Origin of the sequence: Streptomyces sp. NPDC047072 (assembly GCF_040643855.1) — a bacterium.
Classification (GTDB): Bacteria; Actinomycetota; Actinomycetes; order Streptomycetales; family Streptomycetaceae; genus Streptomyces.
This window is the reverse complement of record NZ_JBEYVC010000230.1, coordinates 1-15,558: the sequence shown is the minus strand read 5'-3', so window position 1 is coordinate 15,558 and position 15,558 is coordinate 1. Positions and strand designations below refer to the sequence as shown.

Annotated in this window: 13 protein-coding genes; 7 read left to right on the top strand and 6 right to left on the bottom strand. The window is 69.6% G+C overall.

Annotation, left to right across the window (positions count from 1 at the left end):
* Positions 1 to 167: 167 nt before the first annotated feature.
* Positions 168 to 935 (bottom strand): hypothetical protein, encoded by a 768-nt coding sequence (locus ABZ896_RS48180; RefSeq protein WP_360944224.1) that lies wholly within the window; start codon positions 933 to 935, stop codon positions 168 to 170.
* Positions 936 to 977: 42 nt separating this feature from the next.
* On the bottom strand, positions 978 to 1,292 hold the full coding sequence (locus ABZ896_RS48175; protein ID WP_360944221.1) for a hypothetical protein: 315 nt from the start codon (positions 1,290 to 1,292) through the stop codon (positions 978 to 980).
* A 109-nt stretch (positions 1,293 to 1,401) separates the two neighbouring features.
* Between ABZ896_RS48175 and ABZ896_RS48170 the strand changes: the two genes are divergently transcribed.
* The 6 genes from ABZ896_RS48170 (at position 1,402) to ABZ896_RS48145 (ending at position 9,982) form a co-directional block, all read left to right on the top strand.
* Positions 1,402 to 1,746: a hypothetical protein gene (locus tag ABZ896_RS48170; protein WP_360944218.1), complete on the top strand. Its 345-nt coding sequence runs from the start codon at positions 1,402 to 1,404 to the stop codon at positions 1,744 to 1,746.
* Positions 1,747 to 1,892: 146 nt separating this feature from the next.
* The gene (locus ABZ896_RS48165; RefSeq protein WP_360944215.1) at positions 1,893 to 3,155 is read left to right on the top strand and encodes an Ig-like domain-containing protein; all 1,263 of its coding nucleotides are present in this window, start codon (positions 1,893 to 1,895) and stop codon (positions 3,153 to 3,155) included.
* Between the two features lie 135 nt (positions 3,156 to 3,290).
* Entirely contained in the window at positions 3,291 to 4,757 is a 1,467-nt protein-coding gene (locus ABZ896_RS48160; RefSeq protein ID WP_360944212.1) for an ABC transporter permease, read from the top strand.
* Between the two features lie 187 nt (positions 4,758 to 4,944).
* Entirely contained in the window at positions 4,945 to 5,628 is a 684-nt protein-coding gene (locus ABZ896_RS48155) for an ABC transporter ATP-binding protein (protein WP_360944209.1), read from the top strand.
* 166 nt (positions 5,629 to 5,794) lie between these two features.
* Positions 5,795 to 9,127 (top strand): S8 family peptidase, encoded by a 3,333-nt coding sequence (locus ABZ896_RS48150; protein ID WP_360944227.1) that lies wholly within the window; start codon positions 5,795 to 5,797, stop codon positions 9,125 to 9,127.
* Between the two features lie 84 nt (positions 9,128 to 9,211).
* Positions 9,212 to 9,982 (top strand): antibiotic biosynthesis monooxygenase, encoded by a 771-nt coding sequence (locus tag ABZ896_RS48145; RefSeq protein ID WP_360944206.1) that lies wholly within the window; start codon positions 9,212 to 9,214, stop codon positions 9,980 to 9,982.
* Here ABZ896_RS48145 and ABZ896_RS48140 read toward each other — a convergent pair.
* Complete coding sequence (locus tag ABZ896_RS48140; RefSeq protein WP_360944203.1) at positions 9,973 to 10,869, bottom strand: helix-turn-helix transcriptional regulator; 897 nt, start codon at positions 10,867 to 10,869, stop codon at positions 9,973 to 9,975. The genes ABZ896_RS48145 and ABZ896_RS48140 overlap by 10 nt on opposite strands.
* Positions 10,870 to 11,039: 170 nt before the next feature.
* Between ABZ896_RS48140 and ABZ896_RS48135 the strand changes: the two genes are divergently transcribed.
* Positions 11,040 to 12,083: an NAD(P)-dependent alcohol dehydrogenase gene (locus ABZ896_RS48135; RefSeq protein ID WP_360944200.1), complete on the top strand. Its 1,044-nt coding sequence runs from the start codon at positions 11,040 to 11,042 to the stop codon at positions 12,081 to 12,083.
* Positions 12,084 to 12,156: 73 nt separating this feature from the next.
* On the opposite strand, the gene ABZ896_RS48130 is transcribed toward ABZ896_RS48135, so the two are convergent.
* The 3 genes from ABZ896_RS48130 to ABZ896_RS48120 are packed head-to-tail and all read right to left on the bottom strand — an operon-like array spanning position 12,157 to position 15,373.
* Positions 12,157 to 13,254 (bottom strand): iron ABC transporter permease, encoded by a 1,098-nt coding sequence (locus ABZ896_RS48130; RefSeq protein ID WP_360944196.1) that lies wholly within the window; start codon positions 13,252 to 13,254, stop codon positions 12,157 to 12,159.
* A 29-nt stretch (positions 13,255 to 13,283) separates the two neighbouring features.
* Positions 13,284 to 14,294: an iron ABC transporter permease gene (locus ABZ896_RS48125; protein ID WP_360944193.1), complete on the bottom strand. Its 1,011-nt coding sequence runs from the start codon at positions 14,292 to 14,294 to the stop codon at positions 13,284 to 13,286.
* 32 nt (positions 14,295 to 14,326) lie between these two features.
* Complete coding sequence (locus ABZ896_RS48120) at positions 14,327 to 15,373, bottom strand: iron-siderophore ABC transporter substrate-binding protein (RefSeq protein ID WP_360944190.1); 1,047 nt, start codon at positions 15,371 to 15,373, stop codon at positions 14,327 to 14,329.
* Between the last annotated feature and the right edge of the window lie 185 nt (positions 15,374 to 15,558).

The window sequence follows — 15,558 nt, the reverse complement described above, 5'->3', positions numbered from 1 at the left end:
CGAGCCAGGGCGGGCTGACATGGGACTGCTGGACGGCCGCAACGCGGTGATCACCGGCGGCGCACAGGGCATCGGCTTCGAGATCGCCGGAGTCCCGGCCGTATGCGATATTTAGGGCATTTCGCCGGGACATCCGCACCAATCCCTCCCGCCGGCCGGCCGTAGGGCTACTTGAGCTTCGCCGTCTGGGCGTCCAGCAGGGCCGTCGGTACCGCGGCGGCCTTGCCGGAGCCCAGGGCTGCGAAGTCCACCGTGTAGAAGGTGGCCACCGTCGCGCCTACGCGGACCACCTCCACGTTGAAGGTGGCCTTCTCGCCTTCCGCGTCGGCGTCCACCGTGAACGCGACGGACTCGTCGCCCTTGGCGGCGGACTTTCCGGCGGTGACCTTGGTGATCTTCTGGCTCTCGCCCTCTAGCGTGGCGCCGAAGCCGGACCCGCAGGCCGCGACGGCGTCGGAGACCGCCTTGAGGGTCTTCGCGGCGCCGTCGCCCTCGTAGGAGGAGAGGCCCACCACGGTCATCTCGATGTTGAAGGTGATGTCCGCGCCGGGGGACGGGCTCGCGGACGTGTCGCTCTTGGTGAGGAGCGTGCTCGCGGTGGCGTCGGTGTCGCCCGGCGGGAGGCCGGCCATCGCGTAGGCGATCGGCGCGCACTCGGTCTTGGCGGACTTCACCTCGCTCTTGGCCTTCGGCAGGGTGTCGGCGGTGCCGCTCGTCTCGTAGCCCGGGACGTCGCTCGGCGTCAGCAGCTTCTTCTTCAGCTCGGCCGCGCTGAGAGCCTTGGTGGCCGTACCCGTCGAAGCCGACGCTCCCGTGGACTCCTTGGTGTCCTCGGAGTCCTCGTCGGAACCCCCGCCGCATCCCGTGATGAGGGCGAGCGACAGCACGCTCACGGTCGCCGTGGCGCCTATGCGCGCCCTCGATGATCTCTTCATGTGCGGACTATGAAGCTTAGGCCAAGAAAACGTCAAGCAGGTTTAAAACTCCAGGCGTTCGCGGCGCACCGAGTAGACGACGAAGCCCGCGCCCAGGGCGAGGGACAGGCTCCCGCCGATGACGTACGGCGTGGTGTCGAAGCTTCCGGTGTCGGCGAGCCGGGTGTCGTCGCCGGTCGACCGAGTGGTAGTCGTCGCGGCTCGCGCCTGGGCTGTGACCTGGGGTGACGGGGTCGCCGAGGGGTCCGTTCTCGCCGGGCTGTCCTGGGACGCACCCGCGGACGGGACGAACCACAGGGCGCACAGGAGCGTCCCCGCGGCGGTGGCGGTCAGCAGCGGACGGCGAGCGGATGGCACGGAATATCGATCCCCTTGTGGCGCTGGCGAATTGGCCGTGTGGGCCGATGCTAATGAAAGGCGCGGGTCGCGGGAAAGTCGTGTGGAGCAAGGGCCGTACGCTCCCGCCATGAGTACTGCAGAGACATCACGTTTTGTACGGCTTCGCGTGGAGCTCGTCGTCGAGATCGACGACGCGGAGGCCGTGACCGGCGCCGCGCTCGCGCGGATCGCGGAGGAAACGGACATGCCGGACGACGAGCGGGCCCATGCCGAGGGCGCTGTGACGGAAGACACGGCAGAGGCGCTCGCCTATCTCGTCGACCCCTTTGACCTGGTCGGAGACGTTCCGGGGGTCGAACTGGCCCAGGCGTCCTGGAGCAGTGAGGAGATCGACTACGACCCGGATTCGCCCGACTGGGACCTCGACCAGGATGATGTCGAGGAGGACGAGGACGAAGAGGCCGCGGGCTGAGACCGCTCGGTACCTGGGGGCACCCGCGTCCCGGCGGGCGTGGCGTGCCCCACACATGTGAAGGATGGGGAACGGGAGGAATCGTCTGCGGCGTCTGATGTTTCATTGATGGAGACTTCGTGAGGTCTCCAGGGGTTCCGGCAACGATGGAGAAGCGTGTGATGACGGTCAGTAAGCGGCGCAGGGGCCTCGCGGTCGCGTCCGCTCTGCTCGGCGGGGTGATGATGCTCTCGGCGTGTTCGAGCGACGGTGGCGACACCTCGTCGAACGGCGGAGACACCTCGCAGGCCAAGGCCGACGAGGCGGCGGCCAAGAAGGCCTCCGTGGCCGACATCAAGATCACGCCCAAGGACGGCTCGGACAACGCCTCCATCAACAACTCCGGCATCGTGACCGTCAGCAAGGGCACGCTCACGGACGTCGAGGTGACCACCGCCGACGGCACCGCGGTCGCGGGCGCGCTCTCCGCCGACAAGACCAGCTGGAAGCCGGACGCCCAGCTGGAGCGCTCGACCTCCTACAAGGTCGCCGCCGAGGCCAAGGACTCCGAGGGCCGCGTCGCCCACGAGAACGCCTCGTTCACCACGGTCTCCCCGTCCAACAGCTTCATAGGCACGTTCACCCCGGACAACGGCACCACGGTCGGCGTGGGTATGCCCGTCTCGATCAACTTCGACAAGGCGATCACCGACAAGGCGGACGTCCAGAAGGGCATCACCGTCACCTCCAGCAGCGGCCAGGAGGTCGTCGGCCACTGGTTCGGCGCCAACCGCATCGACTTCCGGCCGGACGACTACTGGCAGGAGGGCTCGACCGTCACGCTGAAGCTCGCGCTCGACGGCGTCGAGGGCGCCGACGGGGTCTACGGCGTCCAGCAGAAGACGGTCAGCTTCAAGATCGGCCGCAACCAGATCAGTTACGTCGACGCGAAGACCAAGCAGATGAAGGTCACGCAGGACGGCAAGACGGTCAAGACCATCCCGATCTCGGCCGGCGCTCCTGACAACAAGACCTACGAAGGCATCATGGTCATGTCGGAGAAGTTCAAAGAGACGCGGATGAACGGCACGACCGTCGGCTTCACCGACGACGACGGCAAGGCCGAGTACGACATCAAGGACGTGCCGCACGCCATCCGGCTCACCAACTCCGGCACCTTCGTGCACGGCAACTACTGGGGCGCCAAGTCCATCTTCGGCAGCGTGAACACCAGCCACGGCTGTGTGGGCCTGTCCGACACCAAGGGCGCCAACGACAGCAGCACGCCGGGCTACTGGTTCTACACCAACTCCATCGTCGGTGACGTGGTGGTCGTCAAGAACACCGGCGACAAGACGGTCGCGCCGGACAACGGCCTCAACGGCTGGAACCTCAGCTGGGCGGACTGGAAGGCCGGTTCGGCGGTCTGATCCACCGGAAGGTCACAGCTTTCCGATGCCGCCCCCAGGGGCGGCATCGGTGTTTCCGGGGTCTTGCACAGTCTTCTCATGCATCTCTTATTTAGGGCTTATCCAGTCATCACGCGCCGTACCTAGCTTGCGGCCATGTTCTTCACCTACCTGAGGCGCGAACTGCGCCGCCGCAGAAAGGCGGCCCTCGTCGTCGCCTCCGGGCTCGCGCTCGGGATCGCGCTGGTCATCGTGGTCAGTTCCGTGTCGTCCGGCATGGGGAAGGCCCAGGACAAGGTCCTCCAGTCGCTCTATGGGCTGGGCACCGACATGACGGTCACCAAGGCCGCCCAGCCGCAGGCCAGTTCGTCGGACCGGCCGCGCTTCCAGTTCGACGCGCAGGACAACGGGTCCGACACGACCCAGTCCAGCGACCGGGTCATGGTGCAGGGCTTCCAGACCCTGGCCACCTCCACGGTCGCCAAGGTCGGCGACCAGAGCGGCGTCTCCGAGGCCGTGGGCGGGCTGAGCCTCCAAGTCATCAAGATCGACGGGCAGTTCACCCGCGGCCAGTTCCAGCAGAACGGCAACGGGGGCAACGAAGGGGGCGGCTTCGGCCGGAACGGCGGGAGTTCCGGGCAGCCGCAGGGTGAAGTGCGGGGCGGTGGCGCCAACTTCGACGTCAACAACTACTCGGTCTACGGCACGGACGTCAGCAAGCCGGCCCTCGGCCCGCTGACCTCGTCGAAGATCACCAGCGGTCGTACGTTCAAGACGACCGAGACGAACGCCAAGGTGGCCGTCGTCGACTCGGCGTACGCCAAGGAGAAGAAGCTCAAGGTCGGCTCCACCGTCACCATCAAGAGCGTGAAGTTCTCGGTGATCGGCGTCGCCACCGCGGACAGCGGGGACTCGGCGGCCAACCTGTACATCCCGCTCGCCCAGGCGCAGACCCTCAGCGACTCGAAGAACAAGGTCACCACGATCTACGTCAAGGCGACCGACTCGCAGAAGATCGGCTCCGTCAAGTCGGCGATCCAGAAGAACGTCTCCGGTACGACGGTGACGACCTCGGCGGATCTCGCGGACACCGTGTCGGGGTCGCTGTCGACGGCGTCCTCGCTCGCGACGAACGTCGGCAAGTGGCTGTCCATCGCGGTGCTCGTCGCGGCCTTCCTGGTGGCCGGTCTGCTGACCTCCTCGGCGGTCTCGCGCCGGGTCCGCGAGTTCGGCACGCTGAAGGCGCTCGGCTGGAAGTCGGGGCGGGTGACCCGGCAGGTGGTCGGCGAGGCGATGGTCAACGGGCTGCTGGGCGGGGCGCTGGGGATCGCGCTGGGCCTCGCGGGGGCGTACGTCGTGACGGCGATCAGCCCCACGCTGCAAGCCCAGTTGGGCGGCGGCGGAGGCGGCGGTGCGGGTGGTCCCGGCGGCGGGGGCGGCTTCGGCGGTCCCGGCAGGGCGGCCGCGAAGACGCTGGACGTCGCCCTGACGGCACCGGTGAGCGTGACGACGGTGGGGATCGCGGTGGGGCTGGCGGTGGCCGGTGGGTTGATCGCCGGTGCCTTCGGCGGTTGGCGCGCGTCCCGACTGCGGCCTGCGGATGCGTTGAGGCGAGTCGAGTAGCACTGTCCGCTGCGGCTGGTCGGGGGTGGGTGTCGCTCGCCGCCGCTTGGCGGGTGCCGCTGCGCCCACCCGTGCCGCCCCAGCGGCACGACTGCCCGCAGCTAAGTCACCTAAAGGGGCGCGGGGAACTGCGCGACCAGCCCCCACCGGCCCGCGGCCGAAGACGATCCAAACCCAGGAGCTCACCATGTACGAACTCAGAAGCGTCACCAAGCGCTACACCCGAGGCAAGGACACCGTCCACGCCCTCGACGGGGTCGATCTCACCATCGCCGACGGGGACCGGCTCGTCATCCAGGGCCCCACCGGCGGCGGCAAGTCCACCCTGCTCCAGATGCTCGGCGGTCTGGACAAGCCCAGTGAGGGCGAGATCGTGCTGGACGGCACCGACCTGGCCAAGCTCTCCGAGGCCCGGCTCACCAAGGTCCGCAGCGAGAACATCGGCTTCGTCTTCCAGTCCTTCAACCTGATCCCCACCCTCACCGCCCAGGAGAACGTGGAGACCGCTCTCGTACCCCTCGGTGTGAAGGTGAAGGAGAGAAGGGAGCGCGCGGCCGAGGCGCTCACATCCGTCGGCCTCGGCGAACGCCTCTCCCACCTCCCCTCCGAGATGTCCGGCGGCCAGCAGCAGCGCGTCGCCATCGCCCGCGCCCTCGTCAAGCAGCCGAAGGTCCTCCTCGCCGACGAACCCACCGGCAACCTGGATGAGTCGATGCGCGACGAGATCATGGACGTCCTCGAACGCATGTGGAAGGAGCTGGGGTTGACCTTCATCATGGTCACCCACGACTCGTCCATCGCGAAGAAGGCCCCGCGCGTGGCCACCATCCGCAAGGGCAAGCTCACCGTGAAGGAGAACGCCGCATCCTGAACTCCCCCTGAACCCGGCGGTCTTGTAACAGACTTTGCCGTACAGGACTTGTCTATTGAACGCCGTGATCACCCCTCGGCATACTGCGAGCACCGGGGGGTGCACGTGGTGACGCGTGCGGACCGCCCCCTGGCATCTTCAGCAAGGGGGAATCTTGCGCAGACAAGTGAAGAAGGCATGCGCGGCCACGATCGCCACCGCGGCGGCCGTGGCCCTGGCGGCGGGCATGACCAGCCCGGCCTCCGCCGACGCGCAGCAGGCCGAGCAGGCCAAGTCCACGAGCAAGGCCACGACCAAGGCCGCGCTCACCGCGAAGCACCGCATCACCCTGATCACCGGCGACCGGGTCGTCGTGGACGCCAAGGGCCGGGTCGTGGGCCTGGAGCCCGCGAAGGGCCGCGAGCACATACCCGTCCAGCTCCGCACGGCCGAGGGGCACACCTACGTGCTCCCGGCCGACGTCACCCGCCTGGTCTCGAGCGGCAAGCTCGACCAGCGCCTGTTCGACGTCACCGAGCTCAACAAGTCCGCCACCCGCGAGTCCCAGAGCAAGGGACTGAAGGTGATCGTCGGCTACCAGGGCACGGCGGCCGCCGCCAAGGAGGACGTCCGGGACGCGGGCACCCTGCGCCGCGCCCTGAAGTCCCTGAACGCCGACGCGGTGCAGACACCGCAGGACGACGCCCCCGAGCTGTGGGACGCGGTGACCAACGGCGACAAGACCGCCTCCGGCATCGCCCACGTCTGGCTCGACGGCGTCCGCAAGGCCAGCCTCGACAAGTCCGTGCCGCAGATCGGCGCCCCGACCGCCTGGGCCGCCGGCTACGACGGCAAGGGCGTCAAGATCGCCGTCCTGGACACCGGCATCGACGCCACCCACCCGGACCTCAAGGACCAGGTGGTCGCGGAGAAGAACTTCTCCACCTCGGCCGACGCCACCGACAAGTTCGGCCACGGCACCCACGTCGCCTCGATCGCGGCCGGCACCGGCGCGAAGTCGAACGGCAAGTACAAGGGCGTGGCCCCGGGCGCGAAGCTGCTCAACGGCAAGGTGCTGAGCGACGACGGCTTCGGCGACGACTCCGGCATCCTCGCCGGCATGGAGTGGGCGGCCGAGCAGGGCGCCGACGTCGTCAACCTCAGTCTGGGCGGCGGCGACACCCCGGCGATCGACCCGCTGGAAGCCGAGGTCAACAAGCTCTCGGAGACCAAGGGCATCCTGTTCGCCATCGCCGCCGGCAACGAGGGCGACTTCGGCGACCAGACCATCGGCTCCCCGGGCTCCGCGGCCGCCGCGCTGACCGTCGGCGCGGTCGACGACAAGGACCTCCTCGCGTCCTTCTCCAGCCGCGGCCCCGGTCTCGACGGGCAGATCAAGCCCGACGTGACCGCCCCCGGCGTCGACATCACCGCCGCCGCGGCCCCCGGCAGCCTCATCGCCAAGGAGGTCGGCGAGAAGCCGGCCGGCTACCTCACCATCTCCGGTACGTCGATGGCGACCCCGCATGTCGCGGGCGCGGCGGCGATCCTCAAGCAGGAGCACCCGGACTGGGGCTACGCCGAACTGAAGGGCGCCCTCACGGGCTCCACCAAGGGTGGCAAGTACAACCCGTTCCAGCAGGGTGCGGGCCGGATCCAGGTCGACAAGGCCATCAAGCAGACCGTGATCGCCGAGCCGGTCTCGGTGAGCTTCGGCACCCAGCAGTGGCCGCACACCGACGACAAGCCGGACACCAAGCCGCTGACGTACCGCAACCTCGGCACGAGTGACGTCACGCTGAAGCTGACGTCGACGGCGACCAACCCGAAGGGCCAGGCCGCGCCGGCCGGCTTCTTCAAGCTGGGCGCCACCACCGTGACGGTCCCGGCGGGCGGCAGCGCCTCCGTCGACGTCACCGTGAACACCAAGCTGGGCGGCACGCTCGACGGCGCCTACTCCGCGTACGTGACGGCGACCGGCGGCGGCCAGACCGTGCGCACGGCCGCGGCCGTCAACCGCGAGGTGGAGTCGTACGACGTCAGCCTGAAGGTCCTCGGCCGGGACGGCGGTGCGACCAAGAACTACTCGACCGACCTGACCGGTATCTCCGGCCTCGGCAACGGCAAGTGGTTCACGCCGTACGAGGAGGACGGCACCGTCACCGTCCGCGTGCCCAAGGGCCTGTACGTCCTGCAGTCCACGGCCTTCGTGGACCCGGACGACGCCAAGAAGGGCATCGACTGGATGGTCCAGCCGAAGCTCAACGTCACCAAGAACCTCTCGGTGACGCTGGACGCGCGCAAGGCCAAGCCGATCGACATCACCGTGCCGGACACCGCGGCCAAGTCGGAGTTCGCCTCGCCGAACTTCCAGGTCGAGACGCCCGACGGCGGCGCCGGCTTCGGATGGTTCCTGGAGTCGTACGAGGGCTTCAACACCGCCCACGTCGGCCCGCAGATCACCGACGGCTCGCTCAGCCAGCAGTTCGACGGGCACTGGTCGAAGGGTGCCACCGAGCAGTACGACACCGCCGCGGGCGGCAAGGTCAAGCAGTTCGCCACCGGCCTCACCAAGCACTACAAGGCGAGCGAACTGGCCACGGTCAAGGTCGGCATGGGCGCCTCGGCGGCCGGCAAGACCGGCATGGTCAACGCGGTGGGCTGGCTGCCCGGCAGCTTCAGCGCCAGCTCCATCGGCATCAGCCAGAAGCTGCCCGGCACCCGCACCCTGCACGTCTCCACCGTCAACGGGGTGAAGTGGCAGCTCGACTTCGAGCAGGACGGCGGAGTCGACGCGGACGGCTTCCCGGTCCCGGAGGCCTTCTACACGCTGGGCGCCGCGCAGACCTTCGCGGGCGGCAAGAGCTACGCGAAGACCTTCAACACGGCCGTCTTCGGCCCGCGTCTGACCGCCGACTTCGGTCTCTACCGTGACGGCAACCAGATCTACGGCTCCGTCCCGCTGTTCGCGGACGGCAAGGGCAACGCCGGTTCCTCGGTGTTCAGTTCGGTGACGACCACGCTGTACCGCAACGGCGTCAAGGTCGGCACCAACGACGACCCGCTCTTCGGCGACAAGGTGTTCAAGGTCCCGGCCGCGCAGGCCTCGTACAAGCTGACCACCTCGGTCAAGCGCAGCTCCAAGGTCGCCACGGCGTCCACCCGGATCGACGCGAGCTGGACGTTCACGTCGAAGAAGCCGGGCAGCGCCACCAAGCTGCCCGCGTCCACGGCCCGCTTCCTGGCCGCCACCGACCTGGGCAGCAAGGCCCCGGCCGGCAAGACGGTCAAGATCCCGGTGACCGTGGAGGGTTCGGCCAAGGGCTCGAACCTGAAGTCCCTGACGGTGTACGTGTCGTACGACTCTGGCAAGACCTGGAAGAAGGTCACGGTCTCGGGCGGCAAGATCACCGTGAAGAACCCGGCGAAGGACAAGTCCATCTCCTTCCGGGCGAACATCACCGACAAGAAGAACAACAAGTCGTCGGTGACGATCTTCAACGCGTACTACGGCAAGTGAGCGGTAGCGGCACCGAGTAGGCCGTGAGCGAAAGCCCCGCCGGAGGTACAGCCTCCGGCGGGGCTTCCGTGTTTGTGTGGGCCCATGACCACCGAGACCGTCGAGTACATCCGGTACCGCATCCCCGAGGACCGTTCGGCGGAGTTCCTGTCCGCCTACACCCACGCGGCCGCCCAGCTGGCGGCCGCACCGCAGTGCGTCGACTACGAACTGGCGCGCTGCGAGGAGGACTTCGAGCATTACATCCTGCGGATCACCTGGACGTCGACCGAGGACCACCTGGAGGGCTTCCGCAGGTCGGAGCTGTTCGAGGACTTCCTCGCCGAGATCCGGCCGTACACCGGGAACATCGAGGAGATGCGGCACTACAAGCCGACGACGGTCCGCGGCCGGGGTTCCTCCGAGCCCACCCTGTACGCGTGGGCGGGCGGCGCGGAGGCCTTCGCCCGGCTCACCACGGTCTTCTACGAGAAGGTCCTCGCCGACGACCTGCTCGCCCCGCTCTTCGCGGGCCTCGCCCCCGAGCACGCCGAGCACGTCGCCCTCTGGCTCGCCGAGGTCTTCGGCGGCCCGCCCGGCTACTCCGAGAGCCAGGGCGGCCACGGGCACATGGTGGCAAAGCACATGGGCCGCGGCATCACCGAGCGGCAGCGCCGCCGCTGGGTCGAGCTCATCCAGGACGCGGCCGACGAGGCGGAGCTGCCCACCGACGCGGAGTTCCGCTCGGCGTTCCTCGCCTACGTCGAGTGGGGCACCCGGCTCGCGGTGCACTTCTCCGGGCCGGACGCGAAGCCGCCGGCCGAGCAGCCGGTGCCGAAGTGGAACTGGGGGGCGGCACCGCCGTATCAGGGCTGAGGGCTCGTGTGGAACGCGTCCGCTCCCCAGCTGGACAACAGCCGCAGGGCCTCGGCGGAGGGGGAGCCCGGCTCCGGGTGGTACGTCACCAGGACCTGCTCCGAGCCGTCGGAGAGGGGGAAGGACTCGAAGTTCAGGGTCAGTTCACCGACCAGGGGGTGGCGCAGCTGCTTGATCCCGTAGTTCTTCTCCTTGACGTCGTGGGTGGCCCACAGACGTCTGAACTCCTCACTCTTCACGGAGAGTTCGCCGATCAGCGCGGACAGCCGGGGATCGTCGGGATGGCAGCCCGCGGACAGGCGCAGGCTGCCGACGACGTCGTACGCCTTCTGCTCCCACGGCACGAACAGCTCGCGGTACTCGGGCCTGAGGAAGACCAGTCGCGCCCAGTTCCGCTCCTGCACCGGCAGCTCCGACCAGTCCCCGAAGACCGCCGCGGCCATCCGGTTCCAGATCAGGATGTCGGAGTGGCGTCCGACGACGTACGCCGGGACCTCCAGGGAGTCCACCAGCTGCCGCAGCGCAGCACGCACCTGCTCGGTCCGCGCCGCCTGCTTCTTCTTGTGCGACTTCGGCTTCGCCAGGTGCATCAGATGCGCGTGCTCGGCGTCGCTCAGCCGCAGCGCGCGGGCGATCGAGTCCAGGACCTCCGCCGAGACGTTGCGTCCGTTGCCCTGCTCCAGCCTGGTGTAGTACGCCACCGAGACGCCCGCCAGCTGCGCCAGCTCCTCGCGCCGCAGCCCCGGCACCCTGCGGTGCCGCCCGAAGTCGGGCAGTCCCACGTCCTCCGGCTTCAGCCGGGCCCGCCGGGTGCGCAGGAACTCGCTGAGCTCGGCACGCCGGTCCAGCGGGCCGCCGCCGGGCCGGTCCTCCGAGAGTTCGTCCATACGCCCAGTATTCCTGGTCGTACGCCCATCATCCTGTCCCCGCCAGTAGTAGGACCCGCGGACGTACGCAGAGCTGTGACCTGGGTGGACGGTGATCCGTACGGCATGCTGGGGTCGTGCCCGGACAGAAGGCAGCCGGGCGCGACCCCCTTCGAGGAGAACCCCACCTCATGACCACTGTCGCCGCATACGCCGCTCCCGCCGCCAAGGCCCCCCTGGAGCGGACCACCATCGAGCGCCGTGCGGTCCGCGAGCACGACGTGCTGATCGACATCAAGTTCGCGGGCATCTGTCACTCCGACATCCACCAGGCCCGCGAGGGCTGGGGCGAGGCCATCTTCCCGATGGTCCCCGGCCACGAGATCGCGGGCATCGTCTCCGAGGTCGGCCCCGGCGTGACGAAGTTCCAGGTCGGCGACCGCGTGGGCGTCGGCTGCATGGTCGACTCCTGCCGGGAGTGCGAGAGCTGCAAGGCCGGCCTTGAGCAGTACTGCACCGGCGGCGGCATGGTGGGCACGTACAACGCCCTCGACAAGGACGGCGAGCCCACCTACGGCGGCTACTCCGAGAAGATCGTCGTCGACGAGAACTACGTCGTCGGCATCCCCGACGGTCTCTCCCTGGACGTGGCCGCACCGCTGCTCTGCGCCGGCATCACCCTCTACTCCCCGCTCAAGCACTGGGGCGCGGGTCCCGGCAAGAAGGTCGCGATCGTGGGCCTGGGCGGCCTCGGCCACATGGGCGTCAAGATCGCGCACGCGCTGGGCGCCGAGGTCACCGTCCTCTCGCAGTCCCTGCGCAAGAAGGACGACGGCCTGAAGCTGGGCGCCGACCACTACTACGCCACCAGCGACGAGGCGACCTTCAAGGAGCTGGCCGGCACCTTCGACCTGATCGTCTCGACGGTCTCCGCACCGATGGACTTCGGCGCGCTGCTGTCGCTGGTCAAGGTCGACGGCGCCCTGGTGAACGTCGGCGCCCCCGAGGAGCCGATCTCCCTCGGCCTCTTCTCGCTGATCGGCGGCCGCAAGACCCTCGCCGGCTCCGGCATCGGCGGTATCCAGGAGACCCAGGAGATGCTGGACTTCTGCGCGGAGCACCGCCTCGGCGCGGAGATCGAGCTGATCGCCGCGTCCGAGGTCAACGAGGCGTACGAGCGGGTCGTGAACAGCGATGTGCGGTACCGGTTCGTGATCGACACGGCGACGATCTGACGGTCGCGCCGTGACGGCGATCCCCTGATCGCCTCCTGACCGAGGGCCCCGGAGCCGCACTGCTCCGGGGCCCTCACCGCGTCCGTCCGCTGTCTCTTCGCCCCAGCAGCCACAGCAGATACGGCCCCCCGACCAGCGAGGTCAGCGCGCCCACCGGGATCTCCAGCGGCGGCAGCAGCGTACGGGCCACCAGATCGGCGCCGACGAGCACGACCGCGCCCGTCAACGCCGAGCACAGCAGCGGCAGTTGAGGCGTCCGGGTGAGCCGACGGGCCAGCTGCGGCGTGGTCAGCGCGACGAACCCGATGGGCCCGGCGGCCCCGGTCGCGGTGGCAGCGAGCACGACACCGAGGACGGTGAGCCCGAGCCGCGCCCGCTGCACCCGCACCCCGAGCGCCGCCGCCGTGTCCGCATCGAGCCCGAGCGGCCGCATCACCCGGCTCGCCCACACCAGCGTGGGCGCCGCCAGCAGGAGTACGACGGCCAGGGGCCCCGCCTGCTCCCAGCCCCGCCCGTTCAGACTCCCGGTCAGCCACAGCTTGACCTGCTCGGCGGCCTCCAGCTCGGAGTCGGCGAGGTACAGCTGCACGACGGCGGAGAGCGCGACCCCGATCCCGACACCGGTCAGCACGAACCGGCTCGCCTGCATCCCGCGCCGCCAGGCCAGCACATACACGAGCGCGGCGGCCGCGAGCCCACCGGCGACGGACACGAGCGGCAGGGCGCCGGGTGAGCGGACGACCCCCGTGGCAAGCGCCAGCACGGTCGCGGCGGCGGCCCCGTGCCCCACCCCGATCACATCAGGACTGGCCAGCGGATTCCGGGTGACGGTCTGCACGAGCGCGCCCGCGAGCCCGAGAGCGACACCGACGAGGACCCCGACGACGATCCGGGGCACGCGGAGTTCGCCCACGACGAGAGCGTGGGGCCCGGCGCCGGTGCGCAGGGTGTCCCAGACGTCGCGGGGGGAGACGTAGGTCTGACCGAGGGAGGCGGAGGCGAGGACGAGGGTGCAGAGGACGAGGAGGAGCCCGAGGACGACGAGGGCGGACCGCCGATGAAGAAGAAGGGAGGTACCGGGCGATGGTCTGAGAAGGAGATGCGATGACGCCCTAGGGGCGCGGGGCTGTGTTGGATCTGCGGCTACCGCCGCGTGGGCGCGACCAGCCACAACGGCGCCGCACCGGATCCTTCCGCGCGTCACCCCACACCCCCCTTCCGCCGCACAAGAAAGACCAGCACCGGCACCCCCACCAGCGCCGTCATCACCCCCGCCGGCACCTCCGCAGGAGCCCGCACCACCCGCCCCACCACATCGGCCCCCACCAACAACGCACCTCCGAGCAACGCGGACAACGGCAACACCCCCCGATACCCACCCCCCGTCACCCGCCGCGCGACATGCGGCACCGCAAGCCCCACGAACGCGATGGGCCCCGCCGCGGAAACAGCCGCCGCCGTCAGCAACGTCGCCCCCGCCGCAGCAACCCCCCGCACCACAGCCACCCGATGCCCCAGCGCCCGAGCCGTCTCATCGCCGAGGGCCAACGCGTCCAACCCCCGAGCACACCCGAACACGAGCACCGCCCCGACCACGAAGAACGGCAGCATCCGTACGACCGTCCCCGCGTCCCGCCCGCCGAGCGCCCCCACCTGCCAGAACCGGAACTGATCGAGCGTGGCCGAACTGGACGTGAGCACCACGGTCGTCGCCCCCGCGGTCATCGCCGCCAGCGCGGTCCCGGCCAGTGCCAGCTTCACCGGCGACGCGCCGCCCCGACCGCGCGCGGCGATGCCGTACACGACACACGCGGCGAGCACCGCACCGGCGAAGGCGTACCAGACGTACCCGGAGAAGCCGTTCGCGAGCCCGAACGCGATCGCTAGGACGACCCCGGCGGCCGCGCCCTGGCTCAGGCCGAGGATGCCGGGGTCGGCGAGCGGGTTGCGGGTGACGGCCTGGAGCGCGGCGCCCGCGACCCCGAGCGCGGCCCCGGCGACCAGTCCGATCTCGGTCCGCGGCACCCGCAGGGACCGTACGACGAGCGCGTCGGGCGACGAACCGCCGTGCAGCAGCGCGTCGACGACGGCGGACGGCGGAACGGCGCGGGTGCCGACGGCGAGGCTGAGCAGGGCGGTGAGCGCGACGGCGAGGAGGGCGGCCGGCCACACCAGGTGGCGCAGAGGGTTCAGGGACCTCACGGGTCTCATGAACCTCACGGACCTCACCGGCTTCACCGGTCTCACTTGGCGAGGTGCTCGGTGAGCTGTCGTACGACGAGACGCGCGGCGGTGGGACCGGCGTTGAGGTACCAGGGGTCGTCGTCGACCGCGACGGCGTGCCCGGCCCGTACGGCCTTCATCGACTTCCACAGCGGTCCGGCGAGGACGCTCGCGGCGTCGGTCTTCCGCCGGTCCCCCTGGACGGAGTAGAAGATCCAGTCCGCGTCGGCGGTGTCGATGCTCTCCGCGCCGATGTCCTGCGAAATGGCGGTGAACCGCTGGGACTCGGGCCGGTCGAGGCCCATGTCGACGGCGATGGACCCGGTGAAGGAGGAGACGCCGAACATGCGGGTGCGGTCGGGGGTGAAGCGGACCATGGAGACGGTGGGGGAGCCCTGGTCCGTCTTGATGTCCGCCCCCTTCTTCCGGGCGTCGGCGACGATGTCGTCGAGCAGTGCCCGCGCGGCCTGTCCCTTGCCGACGGCGTCGCCGACGAGCAGCAGGTCCCGCTTCCAGTTGATGCCGTTGCCCGCGGTGATCACGGTGGGCGCGATCTTGGAGAGCTTGGGGTAGAGGTCGCCCAGGGAGTCGTTGGCGAGGATGAGGTCGGGCTTCGCGGCGGCGAGGGTCTCCAGGTTGGGCGCCTGCCGGGTGCCGGCGTCGGTCATGCCGGCGAGCTTCTTCTTGGCGGCGGGGAAGGCGTCCGCGAGGTAGCCGGGGACGAGGCCGGCGTTGTCGGCGCGGGTGGTGGCGGCCGGGACGATGCCGAGGGAGAGCAGGTCGTCGAGCTGCCCGGTACTGAGCACGGCGACCTTCTCGGGCGCGGCCTTGATCGTCGTCTTCCCCTCGAAGTGGGTGACGGTCCGGGGGAAGGCCCCGTCGGTGCCCTGGTCGGAGCCCATGCCGTCGGCGAGCCCACTGGGCGCGGCGGACGGCCCGACGGAGGCTCCCATCACAGCGTTCGGCTCCTTCGCGGAGCCTTCGCCGCCCTGGGACGACGAGCAGCCGACAAGCAGCCCTCCCACAACGGACGCGGCCAGAACGACCTTCACTGCTGCTGCACGCACGACTACTCCGGAATACCTGGATCCGCTAAGGCAAGCCTTACCTTATCCGGAGTCCGCGCCGTCCTCCGCAGCGGGTTGATTGGTGCGTTTGTCAAGGAGTCCATAGAGCTGGATCCCGACGCGGTCCTGGACTACCTGCTGCCGATCATCGAACCGGCCCAGGTCGAGGAGTTCACCTTCACCCG

Bases quoted from the DNA above. Each gene is read 5' to 3' on its own strand.
- ABZ896_RS48145 (WP_360944206.1), top strand. From the start codon at position 9,212: ATGACCACCGAGACCGTCGAGTACATCCGGTACCGCATCCCCGAGGAC.
- ABZ896_RS48135 (WP_360944200.1), top strand. From the start codon at position 11,040: ATGACCACTGTCGCCGCATACGCCGCTCCCGCCGCCAAGGCCCCCCTG.
- ABZ896_RS48160 (WP_360944212.1), top strand. From the start codon at position 3,291: ATGTTCTTCACCTACCTGAGGCGCGAACTGCGCCGCCGCAGAAAGGCG.
- ABZ896_RS48180 (WP_360944224.1), bottom strand. From the start codon at position 935: ATGAAGAGATCATCGAGGGCGCGCATAGGCGCCACGGCGACCGTGAGC.
- ABZ896_RS48170 (WP_360944218.1), top strand. From the start codon at position 1,402: ATGAGTACTGCAGAGACATCACGTTTTGTACGGCTTCGCGTGGAGCTC.
- ABZ896_RS48140 (WP_360944203.1), bottom strand. From the start codon at position 10,869: ATGGACGAACTCTCGGAGGACCGGCCCGGCGGCGGCCCGCTGGACCGG.
- ABZ896_RS48155 (WP_360944209.1), top strand. From the start codon at position 4,945: ATGTACGAACTCAGAAGCGTCACCAAGCGCTACACCCGAGGCAAGGAC.
- ABZ896_RS48125 (WP_360944193.1), bottom strand. From the start codon at position 14,294: ATGAGACCCGTGAGGTCCCTGAACCCTCTGCGCCACCTGGTGTGGCCG.
- ABZ896_RS48165 (WP_360944215.1), top strand. From the start codon at position 1,893: ATGGAGAAGCGTGTGATGACGGTCAGTAAGCGGCGCAGGGGCCTCGCG.